18 protein-coding genes are annotated in these 17,856 nt (G+C 57.6%); 10 read left to right on the top strand and 8 right to left on the bottom strand.

Going from position 1 to position 17,856, the window contains the following annotated elements:
• Positions 1–159: 159 nt before the first annotated feature.
• Positions 160–1,116 (top strand): AraC family transcriptional regulator, encoded by a 957-nt coding sequence (locus ACM6IO_RS15010; protein ID WP_192228251.1) that lies wholly within the window; start codon positions 160–162, stop codon positions 1,114–1,116.
• A 44-nt stretch (positions 1,117–1,160) separates the two neighbouring features.
• Here the strand turns inward: ACM6IO_RS15010 and ACM6IO_RS15005 are convergent, their stop codons facing one another.
• Entirely contained in the window at positions 1,161–2,048 is an 888-nt protein-coding gene (locus ACM6IO_RS15005; protein ID WP_414911757.1) for an NAD(P)/FAD-dependent oxidoreductase, read from the bottom strand.
• A gap of 141 nt (positions 2,049–2,189) precedes the next feature.
• On the opposite strand from ACM6IO_RS15005, the gene ACM6IO_RS15000 reads away from it, so the two are divergent.
• Positions 2,190–2,618: an Rrf2 family transcriptional regulator gene (locus ACM6IO_RS15000; RefSeq protein WP_008038831.1), complete on the top strand. Its 429-nt coding sequence runs from the start codon at positions 2,190–2,192 to the stop codon at positions 2,616–2,618.
• A 204-nt stretch (positions 2,619–2,822) separates the two neighbouring features.
• Here the strand turns inward: ACM6IO_RS15000 and ACM6IO_RS14995 are convergent, their stop codons facing one another.
• The 7 genes from ACM6IO_RS14995 to ACM6IO_RS14965 form a co-directional block, all read right to left on the bottom strand.
• The gene (locus tag ACM6IO_RS14995) at positions 2,823–3,404 is read right to left on the bottom strand and encodes a hypothetical protein (protein WP_192228249.1); all 582 of its coding nucleotides are present in this window, start codon (positions 3,402–3,404) and stop codon (positions 2,823–2,825) included.
• A gap of 79 nt (positions 3,405–3,483) precedes the next feature.
• Complete coding sequence (locus ACM6IO_RS14990; RefSeq protein WP_414911756.1) at positions 3,484–3,927, bottom strand: bleomycin resistance protein; 444 nt, start codon at positions 3,925–3,927, stop codon at positions 3,484–3,486.
• A 158-nt stretch (positions 3,928–4,085) separates the two neighbouring features.
• Positions 4,086–4,487, bottom strand: coding sequence for a GFA family protein (locus tag ACM6IO_RS14985; RefSeq protein WP_192228246.1), 402 nt, complete (start codon positions 4,485–4,487; stop codon positions 4,086–4,088).
• A gap of 138 nt (positions 4,488–4,625) precedes the next feature.
• A complete protein-coding gene (locus tag ACM6IO_RS14980; protein ID WP_414911755.1) occupies positions 4,626–5,531 on the bottom strand; it encodes an alpha/beta fold hydrolase in 906 nt (301 codons plus the stop codon).
• 139 nt (positions 5,532–5,670) lie between these two features.
• A complete protein-coding gene (locus ACM6IO_RS14975) occupies positions 5,671–6,819 on the bottom strand; it encodes a 2Fe-2S iron-sulfur cluster-binding protein (RefSeq protein WP_414911754.1) in 1,149 nt (382 codons plus the stop codon).
• Between the two features lie 3 nt (positions 6,820–6,822).
• Entirely contained in the window at positions 6,823–8,079 is a 1,257-nt protein-coding gene (locus ACM6IO_RS14970) for an aromatic ring-hydroxylating oxygenase subunit alpha (protein WP_414911753.1), read from the bottom strand.
• Positions 8,080–8,217: 138 nt separating this feature from the next.
• A complete protein-coding gene (locus ACM6IO_RS14965; RefSeq protein WP_192228243.1) occupies positions 8,218–9,156 on the bottom strand; it encodes a LysR substrate-binding domain-containing protein in 939 nt (312 codons plus the stop codon).
• 414 nt (positions 9,157–9,570) lie between these two features.
• On the opposite strand from ACM6IO_RS14965, the gene ACM6IO_RS14960 reads away from it, so the two are divergent.
• From ACM6IO_RS14960 to ACM6IO_RS14925, 8 genes are all read left to right on the top strand, one after another.
• Positions 9,571–10,284, top strand: coding sequence for a GntR family transcriptional regulator (locus ACM6IO_RS14960; RefSeq protein ID WP_008033405.1), 714 nt, complete (start codon positions 9,571–9,573; stop codon positions 10,282–10,284).
• Positions 10,281–11,192 carry a dihydrodipicolinate synthase family protein gene (locus ACM6IO_RS14955; RefSeq protein WP_192228242.1) on the top strand — a complete coding sequence of 304 codons (912 nt, stop codon included), beginning with the start codon at positions 10,281–10,283 and terminating at the stop codon, positions 11,190–11,192. Before ACM6IO_RS14960 ends, ACM6IO_RS14955 begins: the two co-directional genes overlap by 4 nt.
• Positions 11,185–12,702 (top strand): aldehyde dehydrogenase, encoded by a 1,518-nt coding sequence (locus ACM6IO_RS14950; protein ID WP_414911752.1) that lies wholly within the window; start codon positions 11,185–11,187, stop codon positions 12,700–12,702. Before ACM6IO_RS14955 ends, ACM6IO_RS14950 begins: the two co-directional genes overlap by 8 nt.
• On the top strand, positions 12,699–14,045 hold the full coding sequence (locus ACM6IO_RS14945) for an NAD(P)/FAD-dependent oxidoreductase (protein ID WP_223416286.1): 1,347 nt from the start codon (positions 12,699–12,701) through the stop codon (positions 14,043–14,045). The genes ACM6IO_RS14950 and ACM6IO_RS14945 overlap by 4 nt, the downstream gene beginning before the upstream one ends.
• Positions 14,046–14,117: 72 nt before the next feature.
• Positions 14,118–14,966: a glycine betaine ABC transporter substrate-binding protein gene (locus ACM6IO_RS14940; protein WP_008038804.1), complete on the top strand. Its 849-nt coding sequence runs from the start codon at positions 14,118–14,120 to the stop codon at positions 14,964–14,966.
• A 74-nt stretch (positions 14,967–15,040) separates the two neighbouring features.
• Positions 15,041–16,159, top strand: a complete 1,119-nt coding sequence (locus tag ACM6IO_RS14935) for a quaternary amine ABC transporter ATP-binding protein (protein WP_008033396.1) — start codon at positions 15,041–15,043, stop codon at positions 16,157–16,159.
• Positions 16,156–17,004 (top strand): ABC transporter permease, encoded by an 849-nt coding sequence (locus ACM6IO_RS14930; protein WP_008038802.1) that lies wholly within the window; start codon positions 16,156–16,158, stop codon positions 17,002–17,004. Before ACM6IO_RS14935 ends, ACM6IO_RS14930 begins: the two co-directional genes overlap by 4 nt.
• Positions 17,001–17,852: an ABC transporter permease gene (locus ACM6IO_RS14925; RefSeq protein ID WP_008033394.1), complete on the top strand. Its 852-nt coding sequence runs from the start codon at positions 17,001–17,003 to the stop codon at positions 17,850–17,852. The genes ACM6IO_RS14930 and ACM6IO_RS14925 overlap by 4 nt, the downstream gene beginning before the upstream one ends.
• The last annotated feature ends 4 nt before the right edge of the window (positions 17,853–17,856 follow it).

Raw genomic sequence — 17,856 nt, 5'->3', positions numbered from 1 at the left:
TTACGGTTAACGTCGGAACCAGTGACCCTGGGTGAAACCTCTGGGGGGCGTCCCGATCACTGAGTCCGCGTTGGTGCTAATCTAGGCCTCGCCGTTCAGGTGCAGAATGACCGGTGCGCCTGATTACATGCTCCGGACTCCGGAAAGGAGGGCTGGCAATTGCTGGATGCGCTTTCTGATGTCTTGCGTGTCATTCGGCTCTCTGGAGGAGTCTTCCTCGAGGCGGAATTCACTGCGCCCTGGTGCCTCAGCGGAAAAATCTCTGCGGACGATTGCAAACCGTTCCTGGCGGCCCCTCGACATGTCATTGCGTCGCATTTTGTCGCTGCGGGGCACATGCAATTGAAAATCGACGGTGAAGCCCCCCTCGACGTGCGGGCAGGCGAACTCATTCTGCTTCCGCGCAATGACGTTCATAAGTTTGGCAGCGACCTGAGCGTTGCTCCCATGTCGGCGCGCGACGTTATTCAGCCGCCGGAAGTCGGTGGTATTTCACGTATCAAGTGCGGCGGAGGCGGCGAGGTCACGCAGTTATTGTGTGGGTTCCTCGGCACTGAAACCCCTTTCAGTCCGTTGCTCTCGTCGCTGCCATCCTTATTGAAACTGGACGTGCGCGCGACGGCTTCGGGAGCCTGGATTGAAAGCTCATTCCGATTTGCTGTCAGTGAGATCGCGGCGGGGCGCGTCGGCTCGACAACGGTCATCGCCAAGCTATCGGAATTGCTCTTCGTCGAAGCCGTCAGCCAGTATGTCGCGAGCCTTCCCGCTGAGCGGCGCGGGTGGCTGGCGGGTTTGCGGGATCCGCATATCGGGCGCGCATTGGCGCTGCTTCATGCTCGCCCAACCGAGGGCTGGACGGCAGAAGCCCTGGCGCTTGAAGTGGGCATGTCGCGCTCGGTTTTCGCGGAGCGATTCACGGCATTGGTCGGCCAGCCACCGATGCAATACCTGACGCTCTGGCGCATGCACGTGGCGGCTCAACACCTGCGCGAAGGTCGCGGCAATGTGGCGCAAATCGGCTTTGCAGTGGGCTACGAATCCGAAGCCGCGTTCAGTCGCGCATTCAAACGCCAGTTCGGCACATCACCCGGCACCTGGCGCAGGCAATCGGCTTGAGAACGGAGGGCGACGGGCGCGCTTCATCCGCTTGCTACCCGTATTCAGCGAAAGATCAGCGACTGGTGTGCCGCGCCGCCCGTGCGTGCGCCGTCACCCACTGCGACTGCCACATTGCCTGCGGCTATTGCTGCATCCCCGCAGGCAAACACGCCGGGTACACTGGTTTCGCGCATCGCATCGACCTTGATGAACTCTCCCGTCGGCCCGGCTTCAAACTCGCAACCAAGCAGCGCTGCCAGTGGGCTGCCCATACGCGTGAGAGGCTGAGTGAACAGCCCTGCAAATTTGATCACACGACCGCTGGCCAGTGTCACATCGGCTTGTTCCCCGCCAACCGACAAGACAGGTTCGCGCTCCACCGCAACCCCACGCCTGGCCAGCTTCGCCAACTGCTCGGCATCAGGCTCGAATACCTCGTTGAGGAAGAGTGTCGTTGGCCCCCAGTCCGGCAACATCAGCGATTGGTGGATGGCAACTGGCGACGCCGCCAAAACTCCAATCTGCCCGCCGTACAGTTCATATCCATGGCAATACGGACAATGAAACACTCGCTGCCCCCAGCGCTCTGACAGCCCGGGAATCGCAGGCAACTCATCCACCACCCCTGTGGCCAGGATCAGACGCCTCGCTGCGAATTGCTCCCCGTTCGCGGCTGTTATCACAAATCCACCATCGCCCGTCTTTGCATGGACGGCGGGTTGCGAAAGCCACTCGACTGTTGGATAGGCCAGCAACTGGGCACGTGCCTCGCTGGCTATCGTGCCGGGATCACGACCGTCCTGCCCAAGAAATCCATGTGAATTGTGAGCAAACCGATTACGGCGCTGACCTGCATCGATCACCAACACCTTTCGGCGCGCCCGTGCCAGTTGCAAGCCTGCGGAAATACCGGAATAGCTGCCGCCAACGATGATCACGTCATAAACCATTAATCAGTCTCCCTGGGTCTTCGACCTGCTCGAAAACTCTAGATACAACGTAAGTTACGTGATGTCGGGGTGTCAACAGTCTCGTAACTTATGCTGTGTCGAGCGATACTCGGCACACGCAACTTCAGGAAACCGCCATCCATGAGAAATGACACTCGCTTGTCCCGCATGCTGCACGTGCTGATCCACATGGCTCGCCACGAACAGCCCGCCACGTCCGATACCATCGCGCAGATGCTCGGTACCAACCCGGTGGTGGTCCGGCGGACCATGGCGCTGCTCAAGGACGGGGGGTATGTGCGCTCGGAAAAGGGGCACCGTGGGGGGTGGACGCTGGCGAAACCGTTAGCGGATATAACACTGTTGAACATCCATCAGGCCTTGGGCTCGTCCTCGCTTTTCGCCATCGGTCTGTCGACCGACCATCCAGAATGCCTGGTGGAGCAAGCGGTGAATGCTGCGCTGACCGAAGCGTTTGATGCGGCGCAGGCACTGCTTATAGATCGCTTGGGAAGCGTCACGCTTGAACAGTTGGCCAGTGATTTCGAACGGCGCTACCAACGTCTGTAAACCTGTGGTCTACAAAGTGGCGTCTGGAAGTAGCTGTATGTTTGGTTCTAGCCGGAAAGCGACGGTCCAGTAGACTAAGGATCGCATCCTTGGGCATTTCCCATTTGGGCCACATAATCTTGTAAAAAAGATGAATGGTTTCGCCCGATGGGCGAATTATGTTGCTCAAAAAAGCACCTCCAGCCTACCTCCACTTTGTCTGTACTACGTTAGCTGAAAACGCTCTAACGCATAATCCTTGCCTGCCAAGGTAAGTTCAAAAGTGGTGGCGCCAAACGTGCCCCGTGTCACTTTTTGTTTGATAAGGCGTTTGTCTTGAAGTTGCTTTAGATCGGCTTCAACTTCTGCTGTGCTGAGTGAGACAAGTTTGCAAATTGAGTTCAGGTTTGCAACTTTCCTGAAATTTGCATGATAGGCCAAAGCTTCCATTAATAGCGTTTGGTTATCTGTCAGTCGTGGGAACTGAGGGTTGTTCATTTTGTATACTTTTCGCTCTATCTCATGTAGCTCGTCGTAAGCTCCATCAGTGTTGCGGGCGTAGTAAATCGCTGCAGACAGAGTGCTGATTAAAATCGCGATTATCATCAGCAGCGACCAATTCGGCATTGGCGTTTCCAGCGAAAGCCAATCCGAAAAACGTTGCGGCCAGCTCGTGCTATCTGCCAACAATCTCAGGTCTAGGTGAGTGTCGAGCAGCTTTATGACAGCCCAAGCGACAAGGAAAATCCCAGCCCAGCAGGCCATAGCCTTGAGCGTGAATGGGGAATGCTTGCCTTGTGCTGCCATGCTACTCGTCCCCAGTGCAGAAACAGGTCTTATCAGCATAGCAGTGGAAAACTGGTCGTCAGGCAGCTGACCTGCAAGGTCAGCTTTTGGCCGCCGGCCGCTCACCCAACCGCTCACCCAACCGCTCAACCAATCTGACGAGATAACCATCGGGATCCTGGACGATGAATTCGCGCTGGCCTACTTCTACGTTATCAGCCCGATACCAGGTGTCTTTGCATGCTCGATAGAGTGGAAATCCGGCTTGGTCAAGTTTTTGGGTGATGGGTGCGACAGCGGCAACGTCGATCTGCAGGTTGATTCCTCTTCCAAATGGCTTCGTCAGGGGGGCCGTAAGCCATTGGCCTGCGTCCGGATCAATCTGCTCGAGCATTACCTGCGCACCGTTCAAGTCGAGGTAAGCGAATCCATCTTCCGGGCGTTGATACGCTACTTCGAAGCCAAGGCAATACACCCAAAAATCCAGGCTGTTACCAAGGTCGGTGACCATTAACTCTGGAACCAGTTTGCTACGTTCAAACATGAGATGACTTCCATTTCGATAGGCTTCTCCCCTGGGGCTGGCAGTGTAAATACCTGATGCGTGGTAGCAGGCTCTGCACTTTTGGCACGAGTGCCACGGGAAAGGGGAGCGAGCGGCATGATGCAGGGGTGGATGAGCATTCTCGAGCCACAAAGCGATTATCGGGACTGCGGCCAGTGATCCTGAATGTCATGCCATACAGCCTTGGACGTCACCTCGACATGCTTCTGTTTATCGCAAGTAAAGGGCGTGTCCAGCGTACCGAGGGCTATGGAGATCCAGTCGGAGTATTCGCCCTGGTTATTTGACCAGAAGAGCGACGAGCCGCAGCGAGCGCAAAACTGGCGCTCGACAGATTCAGAGGAAGGGTAAGAGCGGATGTCGTCGTTACCCTGTACCAGATCAAAGTCGCCCCGCAAGACACTTCCGTAGCTCGCAAATGCAGCGCCATGGCTTTTGCGGCATTGGCTGCAATGGCAGTGCGAAACAGCTTTGGGGCGTGACAGGAGTTTGTATTGGATGGCGCCGCAAAGGCAACTGCCCTGGAAGGTCTCAGTCATTTTTGGTGGCAATCCATTGTTGAGGGGGCAGCACTTTAAGTGGTGGGTAGATGCAGTGTCGAGCGAGTGCCCGTCGAACAGGCAGGGCGGCAGGCTTCGACAACGATCCGTAGACAGTTTTTGCCCTGCCACAGACGGTCACTGCAAAAAGTCGCGAATCGCCCGAATAGTCTGCGTAGGCGCCTCTTCCATCAACCAATGTCCTGCCCCTGGAATCACCACTTCCGTGACATTGTCCGCGGCGTTGCGCATGACGATGGCTTCGTTGTTGCCAAAGGATTTTTCCCCGCCGACGGCCAGTACGGGCATGGTCAGGCGTGTCTTCATCGATGCTTCGTTGTCCACGGCGTCCTGGCGAATGCTGCGGAACTGCGCGAACGCCGCGTGCATCGCGCCGGGGCGGGCGTAGAGTTTGGCGTAATGCTGGCGGGTGGCTTCGTCCACTTTGGTCGGGTCGCCGGCGAACTCGTTCCAGAAGCGGTCGAGGTAGATACGCTCACGACCGGCCACCAGGCGCTCGGCATCCGGGCCGCCAAAATCGAAGTGCCACAGCATCGGTGAACGCACGATGTCGTTCCACGGCGGAATGCCCGGTACGGGCGCATCCATGACCACCAGGCGATCGGTTTGCTGCGGGTAACGCGAGGCGTAGGCGAAGGCGACCATGGTGCCGATGTCATGGCCGATGACCACGGAATGTTCGATTTTCAACGCTGCGAGTACCGCGCGTATGTCGCCCGCTTGCGTCTTCTTGTCGTAGCCGCCGTCCGGGATCGACGACAAACCCATGCCGCGCAGGTCCGGCACCACGACCGTGTGATCCTTGGCCAGGTCGGCAGCAAGAGGCGCCCACATGTCGCCGGTGTCGCCGAAGCCATGCAACAGCACCACGGCAGGCCCTTTGCCGCCGACGCGCACGTGGATCTTCGCGCCTTCCACGGCGATGTCCTGGGTGCGGACGGAAGTGGGGAATGGCGTGACGCCGGCATGGGCGGGCAGGGTTAGTGCAAGCAGCAAAGAAGCAGTCAGCAGGGTTCGGATCATGTGGTTTTCCCGGAAGGATGCGTGGAGAGTTGCGTACCGCATCCGCTGCAAACCACCGTGCCGAAAACGCACGTCGCCCGGGGCAGAACAAGGTACCCAAGGCTGGAGCGTAGACCACATTGAAAGGTTCTGATGGACCCTACAAATCGATGACCAGGTCTGACGTTGGCTTACTGCAGCACAGCAGGCGCAATCCCTTGTCGATTTCACGCTGGCGGATGCCGCCGTTGTGGTTCATCGCCACCGTGCCTTGCAGCACCGCCGTTTTACAGGTGCCGCAGACCCCTTGGCTGCAAGAGGAGGGGATGATGGCGCCGGCCTTCTTCGCTGCGGTCAGCACGGTCTGGTTGCCCGGCATGCTGAAGGTTTTACCGGAGCGGGACAGCGTGATCGTAAACAGGCTCTCCGGCTGATCGAGCACGCAGGCCGTTTCGATCAGAGGGGCCTCATCCAGCGCCGTGATATCGAAGCTTTCCTGGTGATAGTGCTGGAAATCAAAGTTTCCCTGTTTGAGTAGCGACTTGACCGCGCCCATGTAACCTTGCGGCCCACAAGTGAACACTTCCCGCTCCTTGAAGTCCGGCACCTGTTCGCTGAGCAAGGCCAGATCCAGGCGGCCAATCGGCCCAGCCCAATCCGTGCTGTCGCCGTGTCCTTCGCAGATATTCACGACACGAAGTCCCGGCATGCTGGCCTGCATCCGTGTCAGTTCTTCATGGAAAATAATATCGTCGGGGGTTCGAGCACTGTGCACAAAGACGATATCCAGTCGGGCTGCCAGGTCGAAACCCGCACGGGTCATGGACATCAGCGGTGTCACGCCGGAGCCCGCCGATAGATAAAGCAGCTTGTCGGCTGGACGGCCTATCGGTGTGAAGCTGCCCGCAGGGCCGGAGGCAAGCAGCCTGTCGCCTTCGCGCAAGTGATCGTGCAGCCAGTTCGATACGGTCCCGCCGGGAACACGCTTGACCGTGATCGACAGCGCAAAGGGGCGGGTGGGCGACGATGACAACGTGTAGCAGCGCGACACGCGTTGCCCCGAGATGGTCGGCGATACCGTAATGAACTGCCCTGGCTCAAAACTGATGACGCTGAAATCCGCACTTCGAAAGGTAAAGGTTTTTACGTCGTGGGTTTCGTCGCGTACGGCGCAACAGTGCAGCGCTTTTTGCTCGCCACTGTTCCACTGCGCACCGTAGGTGGCCCACGTGTCCGGATGGGTGAATACGTTCGGTGCAGACACGGCGCTCGCTGTACCCGGCGGCTTTTCAAGGAGGGTCATGGTCATTGCTCACACTCCCTGTGCGGCAAGCCGCGCGGCGTACCAGCGAGAGAATTGATCCACGTAGGATTCGGTAAATGCCGAGAAGGGGCCAGGCGAGTAACCGGGATCTTGCGTACCGCTGTGGGTGATCGCAACAAGGTTTGCGTCCTGCTGGTTGGTGGCTTTCCAGACCTCGGTCAGTTTCTCGATGTCGTAATCCACGCCCTCGATGGCGTCGGCATGGACCAGCCATTTGGTGCGCACCAACGTCTTGTCGGGCGCGAGCGGGATGATGTACGAAATGACGGCGTGATCGCTCATCACATGCGTCCAGGAGTTATGAGTCCACAGGTGCACGTCGCCGAGATCGCGGCGGGTCAAGTCACCAAACAGCCGCGTGCAGGCCACCCGAGTGTCGAGCGTTTGCGATTCGCCATTGCCGGCAATGACCAGCCGCTGCGTGCGGAACTGGGTTACCGCATCTGTGTCCAGGTGCTCCACTGCGTCGCAGATAAAACCGTCACGTTCCCAACTGCGTTTGGCCGCCGCATTGCGTTCTTCATATTCATCCAGCGCTTGCAGCGATTCCTCACTCAGACCTTCAGCGCAGAACCCAAAATCCTCCGGGAGGAATGAAGCGGTTAATTCAGGGTGCGTCGCAGAGCAGTGATAACACTCGCGATTGTTTTCGATGACCAACTTCCAGTTACCGTCTTCAATGATCTCTGCTTCATAAGCTATTTTCGAATACGTGAGGTTGTAGGGTGCCAGCCGGGGGGCCATGGTTTGCTCCAGGTAGGCGATGTCTTCCGGTGGTTGGTCACCCAGGCAAACAAACACATGAGTGCCGACCACTTTCGTATGAACACGAGTCAGGCTTTTGCAGGTCGGATCGAAATCCTTGCCCATGTGAGCGGCGTGCTTGAGGCTGCCATCAAGGTCGTAGGTCCACTGGTGATACGGGCACACGAGCATGCCCACCGTTGATTTGCCGGCCTGCTTCAGGCGCGCCCCGCGATGGCGGCAAACGTTGCGAAACGCCTGCACCTGCTCGTCGTCATCGCGCACGAGAATGATCGAGGACTTGCCGATGTCTATGGTCGAAACATCCCCAGGCTCCGGGATGTCCGCCGTCACGCCGACCAGAATCCAGTGCCGGGTGAAAAAGATATCGACGTCGCTGTCGAAAATATCCTGACGCCCGAACAACTCGCCATGCATGCCATGGCCTGGGGTGCGTGCAGTCATCAGTTCTTGTTGGGATTTCGCGACGGTAGTTGTCATCTGTTGCCTCACGGGGGCGATGTTGAATCGTCAGCAAGTGACGGTGAGGCAAGTATCAAAATGGTCCGGATTTGCGTCAATGCGCTTTAATTTCACCCTCGCATAGCTAAAAGTTATGCGAAGAATCGACAACTGACCTTAGTGTGAAAGTAGCGACTCATCCCGCAGCCAATCGACGATGGCGTGCACCAGCGGGGTTATTTCCCGGCCGTTCGGAACAATCAGGTAATAGGCATCTTTCGGTTTCACCGCATAGTCAGTAATCCGCACCAGTTCGCCGCTCAGCAATAGCGGACGCAACAAACGGTTCCAGCCCAGCGCGACGCCATAGCCCTGCAACGCGGCCTGCACTGTGTCGTTGTAACTGCTGCAGCGCAGGCAGTAATTCACCTTGGGACGACTCTCGCCCAGCTCCTTGAACCAGCTGTTCCATGTCATCCAGCCTTCGAGCGTGGTGTCCGAATCGATCAGGTCAATGTGCAGGAAGTCGTTGACCGACAGCGGGGCAGGGTGCGTGGTCAGCCAGGCGGGGGAACACACCGGGAACACTTCTTCGTCAAACAGGAATATCGCGGTGCCGTCCTCCCATTTTCCATTGCCGAAGCGCACGGCGATGTCGACGTCCTGTCGGTGCACGTCCGGATTGTGGACTTGGGTGATCAGGCGCAATTGCAGCTTGGGTTGCGACAGGCGCAATGCAGCCAGCCGGGGCAGGATGCGCAGGTGTGAAAACGCGGCGGTGCAGGCGAGCACCAGTTCCTGCTCGGGAATCCCCTCGGAAATCTTGTCGAACACATTCGCCATGCGCTGCATGGATTCGGCGACCACCGAATACAGCACGTAGCCTTCGCTGGTCAGTTTGATCGCCCGGTGCAGTCGATGAAACAGACGGGTGCCGAGGGTTTCCTCCAGGTATTTGACCTGCTTGCTGACGGCCGCCTGGGTCACGCCCAATTCTTGCGCCGCCAGCGTGAAGCTGCTCAACCGCGCAACGGCCTCGAATTCCATCAAGGCCGTCATGGACGGTATCAGTCGGCGGTAACCCTTGACCTTCTTACTGGTTTCTTCACTGCCCATCTTGGTCGATCCTGAAGGAGAACGGAGCCGCTCAACCGGCGACACACTATCGCTTGTTCCGTTGCTCGCCGGGAAGTGCTCGCAAAGTCGTGTCGCAAACGCCTTGCGCCATGTCGCTACGGGTCAACCGGGCTGCTGGCAAAGTGCGCTTGGCAATAAGCTTTATGATGGAATGATCTAGAAATAAGCATTCCAAAAACGACGTGTTTCTTTTCTGTAACCGACTAGTTCATTTTTGAGGTGAACGCATAACTAAATGAATTAAAAAGAAATTACTCGAAATTTCGTTGTGTTTTTCCTGTGTTTTCTATGTATACACAAGAAATACAATCTATTGACCGACCCAAAAACCCGTGCGAGTCTCGACTCATCAGTCAGCCGCACCTGACCGCAAAACTGCCCTTGGAGGTCGTTGTGAAAAACGGCAAAACCAGTCTTTACGAAGATCTGAAACGTCAAATCCTGACGATGGAACTGGACCCTGACGAAGCGCTGGATGAGGTCATTCTCAGCGAGCGATATGGCTTGTCCCGCACGCCGGTCCGGGAAGTATTCCGACGCCTGGCCGGTGAAGGTTATGTCGACATTCGGGAAAACCGCGGTGCCCGGGTGATTCCAATGAATCACTCGACCCTGCGCAATTTCTTCCTCGTCGCACCGATGATTTACGCAGCCGTTGGCCGTCTGGCCGTTCAAAACTACAAGCCGCGCCAACTGGTCGACTTGAAGGACACGCAGCATCGGTTCCGCATCGCCACTACCTCAAGGGATGCGCTGGCCATGGTCGTCGAGAACAACCGCTTCCACGCGATCATGGGCGAAATGGCCGGCAATCAATACCTCCAGCCCAGCCTGGAAAGATTGCTGATTGATCACTCCCGTATCGGCAATACCTTTTTTCGGCCTCAAAACGAGGACATGGAAGAGCGTCTTGAGCTGTCGGCGGGGCACCACGATTTGTTTATCGAGGCGATTGAACGCCGCGATGAATCCGCAGTAGTCGATCTCGTGTTTGAACACTGGGAACTGTCCCGGGAAAACATGGAGATTTTTATCGCGCCCCAAGGCATCAAGGCGGACGCGCTCGTTGATCTTCCACGCAATTCATTTCCGGAGAAATCATCTTGAAATTTGAAGGCATCTACACCCCCGCAGTGACACCTCATAAACCGGATGGGGAAATAGACTGGAGCGTGTACTCCGAAGTATTGGAGTCGCTGATCGAGGCGAAAGTGCACGGCATTATCATCGGCGGCTCGACCGGCGAATATTATGCGCAGACCTCGGAAGAGCGTACCGAGCTTGCCGCTTATGCCAAGGATGTCATCGGCAACCGGGTCCAGTTGATCGTCAGCACCGGGGCCATTCGTACCGAAGATTCGGTGCAATACGCCAAGGATGCCAAAGCGATCAAAGCGGACGCCATTCTCGTCACCAGCCCGCCGTACGCGCTGCCGACGTCCCAGGAAAACGCAATCCACGCGCTGACCATCGATCGCGCTGCAGACTTGCCGATCATGCTTTACAACTACCCCGGCCGCATGTCCGTTTCGATGGACGAGGATTACCTCACCCGTGTAAGCGCCTCCAAAAATGTAGTTGCCATCAAGGAAAGCTCCGGCGACATGGGCCGCGTTCATCTGCTGGCCCGTGAGTTCCCGAACATCGCGCTGTCCTGCGGTTGGGATGATCAGGCGCTGGAGTTTTTTGCCTGGGGCGCCCGAAGCTGGGTGTGTGCCGGTTCCAACTTCCTGCCAACCGAACACGTGGCGCTTTATGAAGCCTGTGTGCTCGAAAAGGACTTCGACAAGGGCCGCCGGATCATGTCGGCGATGATGCCGCTGATGAACGCCCTGGACGGCGGCAAGTTTGTGCAGTCGATCAAATACGGTTGTGAACTGGCCGGCCTGAAAGTAGGGGACGTGCGCTTGCCGCTGCAACCTCTCGACCTGGAAGAAAAGCAAAGCCTGCAAACCATCATTGCCAATGTGAAGCGCGACGTTGCACGCATCACATCAGGAGCCAGCCATGGGTGATCTCCTGACCAAGGCCGAATACGCCGCCATCGCCAAAGACATTTCGTTCCCCTGCAATGCCTTCATCAACGGTGCGTTCAAACCCGCGATCTCGGGCAAAACCTTCGCCACGAACAATCCGGCGACCGGTGAGTTTCTGGCAGACGTCGCCGCTTGCGCGTCGGCAGATGTCGATCTCGCGGTCAGCAACGCCAAGGAAGCGTTTGAGGATGGCCGCTGGAGATCCATTTCTCCAAAAGAGCGCAAAACCGTGCTGTTGAAGTTTGCCGATTTGCTTGAACGGCATAGCCACGAACTGGCGGTCCTTGAGAGCCTCGACAGCGGCAAGCCAGTCAGCGAGTGCCAGTTGGTCGATGTGCCGGACACCATTAATACGCTGCGCTGGCACGCCGAGTTGATCGACAAGATTTATGACAACACCGCCCCTGTGGGCAGTGACGCGCTGACCATGGTCGTGCGTGAGCCTATCGGGGTGGTGGGCTGCGTGCTGCCCTGGAACTTCCCGCTGCTGATGCTGGCCTGGAAAATCGGCCCGGCACTCGCCGCAGGCTGTTCGGTGATCGTCAAACCCGCCGAGCAGACCACGCTGACGACGTTGCGTGTGGCGCAACTCGCGTTCGAGGCGGGCGTCCCCGCCGGTGTGCTCAACATTGTCACCGGCACCGGGAAAGAGGTCGGCGAGCCGATCGGCCTGCATCACGACGTCGACATGGTGAGCTTCACCGGCTCCACCGCGACCGGCCGCCGTTTCCTGCATTACGCAGCCGATTCGAACCTGAAACGCATCGTTCTCGAGTGCGGCGGGAAAAACCCGGCCGTGGTGATGGACGATGCGCAAAACCTCGACCTCGTCGCTCAGCACGTCGTCAACGGCGCGTTCTGGAACATGGGCGAAAACTGCTCCGCAACCTCGCGGCTGATCGTCCACGCGTCTGTGAAGGATGAACTGCTGGAACGCATGGGCGCCTACATTCGCGAATGGAAAATGGGCGATCCACTCGACCCGCAAAACCGCGTCGGCGCACTGGTCAGCCCCGAACATTTCGCGAAAGTGAAGTCGTACCTTGAGCATGCCAGCGTCGGCAAACTTGATGTTGTGTACGGCGGTGGTACCGAAGACGGTGCGTTCGTCGAGCCGACCGTGATTGACGGTGTTGCGCCAGAGAGTCGGTTGTTCCAGGAAGAGATCTTCGGTCCGATTCTGTCGGTCACCACGTTCAGCTCGATTTCTGAAGCCATTGCCCTCGCCAATGACACGGTATACGGCCTGGCCGCCTCGGTTTACACCGGCAGCCTGCGTCGTGCCATCAAGTTGGCGAGGGAGATTCGCGCCGGGATCGTCACCGTGAACTGCTTCGGCGAGGGCGATGCTTCCACGCCGTTCGGCGGCTACAAGGAGTCCGGGTTCGGCGGTCGGGACAAATCGATTTTTGCCCACGATCAATACACCGAAATCAAAACCATCTGGATCGATGTGTCTGATCGGTCGGATGAAGAGAACGAAAAATGAGCACCCATACCATCAAGCGCCTTCCGGTAGACACCGGGGTTTCAGGTTGGGAGGCAATTTCCGTACGCACTGCGCCTGTTCGCCTGCTTGATGGCAACGTGACGGCGGACTGGCTGATCATCGGTGCGGGTTTTGCCGGGTTGTCTGCGGCTCGCAGGCTGGCTCAACTGCATCCGGGCTGCCGCATCGCGGTGGTGGATGCCCATGAAATCGCCAAGGGGCCGGCGGGCAGGAACTCGGGGTTCATGATCGATGTGCCGCACAGCCTTTCATCCGGGGAGTATTCGGTGGGCGGTGAGTCGGCAACGGCATTGGAAATTGCCCAGAACCGTTTTGCCATTGCGTTTGCCGCCGACGCTGCTCGTGAATATGGCATGTCTGCGCAGACGTTCGACCCTTCCGGCAAGATCAACGCCGCCGCCACCGAGCGGGGGATGAAACTCAATGACAACTATGCCAAATCGTTAAAAGGCATTGGCGAGCGGTTTGAAGTGCTGGACGCCGCGCAGATGCGGGACATCACCGGTTCCACTTATTACCACAACGGGCTGTATACGCCTGGTGCGGTGATGATTCAGCCAGCGCAATATATTCGGGATCTTGCAAACGGACTTGATCGGCAAATTGAACTGTATGAGCGTTCACCGATTGTGGAATTGTCCCGGGCGGGAATTGGCTGGAAGGCGAAGTCTCATCGTGGTTCCGTTAGTGCGCCTAAAGTCATTCTTGCGGTCAATGGCCATATTGAAGACTTCGGTCACTTTCAAGGCCGGTTGCTGCATGTCTTTACTTACGCCTCAATGACGGCTGCTTATAGTCATGATGAGTTTTCAAGGCCGGTTACCGGTAAAGATCGTTGGGCCTTATTGCCAGCGGACCCGATGGGCGCGACAGTTCGCAAGATAACTTCGAACGGACTTTCGCGGATTGTTATCCGCACCAAGTTTACCTACGACCCGAGTATTCAAGTCACCCCCATGCGTGTTGCAGCGGTGGCCGAAGAACAACGGCACTCTCTGGATGCACGTTTCCCGGAGTTGAAATCAACGCCGCTGGAATTCAGCTGGGCAGGGCGGCTTTGCCTGAGTCGCAACAGCGCTCCCGCCTTTGGCGAAATCGAGGAAAACCTCTATTCCGCTTGCTGCGAAAACGGACTGGGCACGGTTAAAAGCACATTGGCAGGCGTGATGGCTGCCGAGTTGGCCAGCGGTCACCATTCACAGGTTTTGCAAAGTTTCAGTCAACTGCCAGGGCCTAGCCGGCTTCCACCAAAGATATTGACGATGTTGGGTGTCAACTCGGTTATTCGCTGGCAGGCGCTCAGAGCAGGGCGAGAAGGCTGAATAGTTTCAAACCACCGGCTTTTATTTCATAAAGGCCTAATCTCTAGTTTTAACCGTAGATCGGAGCACGCCATGAAAAAGATTTGGAAGGCAGTCTGCGCTGTCGCTGTGGCCGGCGTTATGTGTTTGCCAGTTCACGCCGAAGAAAAAAATATCACCATGGGTACTATGACGTGGGAGGACTTGACGCCAATTACGGGTATTACCAAGAAAGTGCTTGAAGACTCTGGTTATACCGTAAAAGTTGTGGAGTTTTCCGAGTGGGGCATCGCTTATGCGGCATTAAGCAAAGGTGATGTTCAAGTGCTGGCGTCGCAAACGGACTACGCGGCAAACGATTACTGGAACAAAAACAAGAACAAAATCGAGAAACTCTCGCCGGTTTCGTTTGGCCTCTACCAAGGGCTTGCGGTACCGAGTTATGTCGACATCGATTCCATCGACCAGTTGAACGCCAATTCGGAAAAACTGGGCGGCAAGATCATCGGTATCGAACCGGGTTCCGGCCTGATGAACGATGCGACCAATGTGGTTAAGGCCTATGACCTCAAGCTGAAACTGGTGGAAGGCAGTACCACGGCAATGACGGCGGCGTTGAAATCGGCAGTCGACCGTAAAGAGCCGGTGGTCGTCACCGTTTGGGATCCGTCCTGGATGACCAAGAAATTCGATCTCAAATTCCTGAAAGATCCAAAAGGCATCTTCCCGCCGCTGCAAGGCTACTACTGGATCGGCCACAAAGGCTTCGCTGAAAGCAATCCGCGTGCGCGTGAACTGATGGCGAGCGTGTACGTGCCAATCGCCGACATCACCGCGATGAACGCCGAAGTCAAAGATGGCAAGACCATGGAACAGGCCATCAAGGGCTGGACCGATAGCCACAGCGAGCTGCTAAAGCGCTGGGAAAATATCAAGAACTGATTGCTGATGCCTTACGCCACTGCCGCCCTTTGATTCATTAGAGAAACCAGAAAACTGGTTCACGGGTTACGAAAATGACAACGGCCAAAATAGACACTAACGAAGTGCTGATAGATTGCCAGTCAGTCTGGAAAATCTTCGGGAAAGCCGCACCGGCAGCGATGAACGCTGTCACTCAGCAAGGGCTGACCAAGACTCAGATCCTGCAAAACTACGGCTGTGTGGTCGGGGTCTCCGACGTCAGCCTCCAGGTTCGAAGAGGCGAAATCTTCTGCATCATGGGCTTGTCCGGCAGTGGCAAATCCACCTTGATCAGGCTCCTCAACAAACTGATCACACCGAGCTCAGGCAAAGTGCTGGTCAAAGGCAAGGACCTGTCTTCCCTGACACCGGCGCAGCTTCGAGAGGTGAGGGCGCGTCACATCGGCATGGTCTTCCAGAGTGTGGCGTTGTTGCCCAATCGAACGGTGCTGGAGAACACGGCATTCGGTCTGGAAGTGCAGGGCGTCGGCAAGGCTGAGCGGTACAAAGTGGCCGAGCAGGCACTGGCCAAAGTGGGGCTGAGCGAATGGTCATCGCGTTACCCCACGGAGTTGTCTGGCGGCATGCAGCAACGTGTCGGCCTGGCCCGTGCGATTACCGCCGACCCTGAAGTGATTTTGATGGATGAACCGTTCAGTGCGCTTGATCCATTGATTCGCCGGCAGTTGCAGGACGAGTTTCGACAGCTGACCAAGGAGCTTGGCAAGTCCGCGGTTTTCATCACTCACGACCTGGACGAGGCCATCCGCATCGGTGATCGCATCGCAATCATGAAGGATGGCGTGATCATCCAGGTCGGCACCGCCGAGGAAATCGTGCTTAACCCGGCGGACGATTATGTCGCGGAGTTTGTGGCAGGTATTTCCCGGCTCCACCTGGTCAAGGCTCACTCGGTCATGACGCCGGTCGAGCCTTTCAAGGTCGCAAACCCGGGATGCGACATTTCCAGGCTGAGCAAGACTTCGCTGGGCGCAGACATCAACGAACTGATCGGATTGACGATGAAGTCCGAGCGCGACGCGCTGGCAGTCATCGACAACGGCGTGGTGGTGGGCATCATTACGCCGCGCGATCTGCTTCGCGGCGTTCAGGGCATTCCGAATGAATTCTCGGCCTCAACAACCGACACCGTTCTGGAGGCATCGACATGAGCATTCCGGACTTTTCCGATCAATTCGACGCGACCATCGACTCGAGCCTGGAATGGCTCTCGGACCATGGCGAGTTTTTGTTCGACGGCGTCAATGCACTGCTGACGGGCGTTTATAAAAGTGTGCTTTGGTGCATTGCCTATCCGCCGTATTACCTCGTCGCGCTGGCCATCGCCCTGATCGGATGGCGGGTGGTGGGCGCCCGGTTCGCGATTCTCGCGGGCCTCGCGCTGGTGTTCTGCGACGTGATCGGCTTGTGGCCAGAGACGGTCAGCACGCTTGCGCTGGTGCTGACGGCCACCGTACTGGCGCTGGTGGTCGCGATTCCATTGGGCGTGCTGGCCGGTCTCGCACCGTCGGTTGATCGCGTGGTCGATCCGGTGCTGGACCTGATCCAGACCATGCCGCCCTACATCTACCTGTTGCCGGCCATCGCGCTGCTGGGCTACGGCCCGGCCACCGCACTGCTGGCGACTTTTATCGTGGCCGTGCCGCCGGCGATACGCCTGACATCCCTGGGGATTCGGATGACCCCGCGAGAGTTCATCGAGCTGGGCGATGCCAGTGGTGTCACCGGCTGGCAAATGTTTTTCAAGATTCGCCTGCCGTTCGCCAAGCCCAGCATCATGGCCGGGGTGAACCAGAGCTTGATGATGGCGTTCGGCATGGTGGTTATCGCCGGCATCGTCGGCTCCGGCGGGTTGGGTGAATCGATCTACGGCGCCGTTCGCACACTGGATATCGCCAAGTCGATCAACGCGGCCATCGCCATCGTCATTCTGACCATGATTCTGGACCGGTTGGCGCAGCACGCTGCCCGCTCGCGGATGGGAGAAAGCCAATGAGTGCCTCAGAACTGCAATTTTCCCCAGGCGAATTCCTGGCGCCCGCAGTCGATTGGCTGAACGCCAATCTGCACGGTGTGTTCAAAGGCATCAGCCAAGTCATCGAGGCGGTGCTGGGCGCGGTGGAGTCCGCGTTGCTGGCGCCGCATCCTTATCTGTTCATCGCCATCGTCGTGGTCGGCGCGTTCTTTTTCGCCAACAAACGCGTCGCGGTGTTTGCCGCCTTGATGTTGGCGTTTTGCCTGTTCGCCGGCCTTTGGGCGGCCTCCATGCAAACCATCGCGCTGGTCTCGGTGGCGGTGTTGATCTCGGTGGCCATCGCCTTTCCGCTCGGTGTATTGGCGGCACGGGTAAAACGCGTGGATGAAGCCTTCCTGCCGATCCTCAACATCATGCAAACCGTGCCACCGTGGGTTTACCTGATTCCCGCCGTGATGCTGTTCAGCCTCGGGCGAGTGCCGGCGATTATCGCGACCATCGTCTACGGCATTCCGCCGATGCTCAGGCTGACCACCCTGGCGTTCAAACAGTTGCCGAAAGACCTGCTGGAACTGGGCCAGGCGTCCGGCGCTTCACCCCGGGACATTCTGTTCAAGATCGAACTGCCGACCGCCGCGCCGACGCTGTTGGTCGGGCTCAACCAATGCATTCTCATGTCCCTGGCGATGGTGGTGTTGGCGGGCCTGGTTGGTGCCGGTGGACTCGGTGCCGAAGTGACGCGAGGTCTCTCCAGAATGGAGATGGGCCTGGGGCTGCGTGCCGGTCTGGCGATCGTCGCGGTGGCTCTGTTGCTGGACCGGCTGACACGCGGCGCGTTGCAGCGTCACTCCCCACGCGCACTTCTTTGAGAGA

It is taken from the genome of Pseudomonas sp. IT-P44, from assembly GCF_949768225.1.
GTDB classification, from domain to species: Bacteria; Pseudomonadota; Gammaproteobacteria; order Pseudomonadales; family Pseudomonadaceae; genus Aquipseudomonas; species Aquipseudomonas migulae.
Note: the sequence above shows the minus strand (reverse complement) of the source record. Positions and strands in the feature narration are given on the sequence as shown.

What these genes read in the sequence shown, in the direction of transcription:
- ACM6IO_RS15000 (WP_008038831.1), top strand. Translation starts at nt 2,190, where the DNA reads ATGAGAAATGACACTCGCTTGTCCCGCATGCTGCACGTGCTGATCCAC.
- ACM6IO_RS14975 (WP_414911754.1), bottom strand. Translation starts at nt 6,819, where the DNA reads ATGACCATGACCCTCCTTGAAAAGCCGCCGGGTACAGCGAGCGCCGTG.
- ACM6IO_RS14940 (WP_008038804.1), top strand. Translation starts at nt 14,118, where the DNA reads ATGAAAAAGATTTGGAAGGCAGTCTGCGCTGTCGCTGTGGCCGGCGTT.
- ACM6IO_RS14965 (WP_192228243.1), bottom strand. Translation starts at nt 9,156, where the DNA reads ATGGGCAGTGAAGAAACCAGTAAGAAGGTCAAGGGTTACCGCCGACTG.
- ACM6IO_RS15005 (WP_414911757.1), bottom strand. Translation starts at nt 2,048, where the DNA reads ATGGTTTATGACGTGATCATCGTTGGCGGCAGCTATTCCGGTATTTCC.
- ACM6IO_RS14970 (WP_414911753.1), bottom strand. Translation starts at nt 8,079, where the DNA reads ATGACAACTACCGTCGCGAAATCCCAACAAGAACTGATGACTGCACGC.
- ACM6IO_RS14950 (WP_414911752.1), top strand. Translation starts at nt 11,185, where the DNA reads ATGGGTGATCTCCTGACCAAGGCCGAATACGCCGCCATCGCCAAAGAC.
- ACM6IO_RS14980 (WP_414911755.1), bottom strand. Translation starts at nt 5,531, where the DNA reads ATGATCCGAACCCTGCTGACTGCTTCTTTGCTGCTTGCACTAACCCTG.
- ACM6IO_RS14945 (WP_223416286.1), top strand. Translation starts at nt 12,699, where the DNA reads ATGAGCACCCATACCATCAAGCGCCTTCCGGTAGACACCGGGGTTTCA.
- ACM6IO_RS14990 (WP_414911756.1), bottom strand. Translation starts at nt 3,927, where the DNA reads ATGTTTGAACGTAGCAAACTGGTTCCAGAGTTAATGGTCACCGACCTT.
- ACM6IO_RS14985 (WP_192228246.1), bottom strand. Translation starts at nt 4,487, where the DNA reads ATGACTGAGACCTTCCAGGGCAGTTGCCTTTGCGGCGCCATCCAATAC.
- ACM6IO_RS14930 (WP_008038802.1), top strand. Translation starts at nt 16,156, where the DNA reads ATGAGCATTCCGGACTTTTCCGATCAATTCGACGCGACCATCGACTCG.
- ACM6IO_RS14995 (WP_192228249.1), bottom strand. Translation starts at nt 3,404, where the DNA reads ATGGCAGCACAAGGCAAGCATTCCCCATTCACGCTCAAGGCTATGGCC.
- ACM6IO_RS14935 (WP_008033396.1), top strand. Translation starts at nt 15,041, where the DNA reads ATGACAACGGCCAAAATAGACACTAACGAAGTGCTGATAGATTGCCAG.
- ACM6IO_RS14925 (WP_008033394.1), top strand. Translation starts at nt 17,001, where the DNA reads ATGAGTGCCTCAGAACTGCAATTTTCCCCAGGCGAATTCCTGGCGCCC.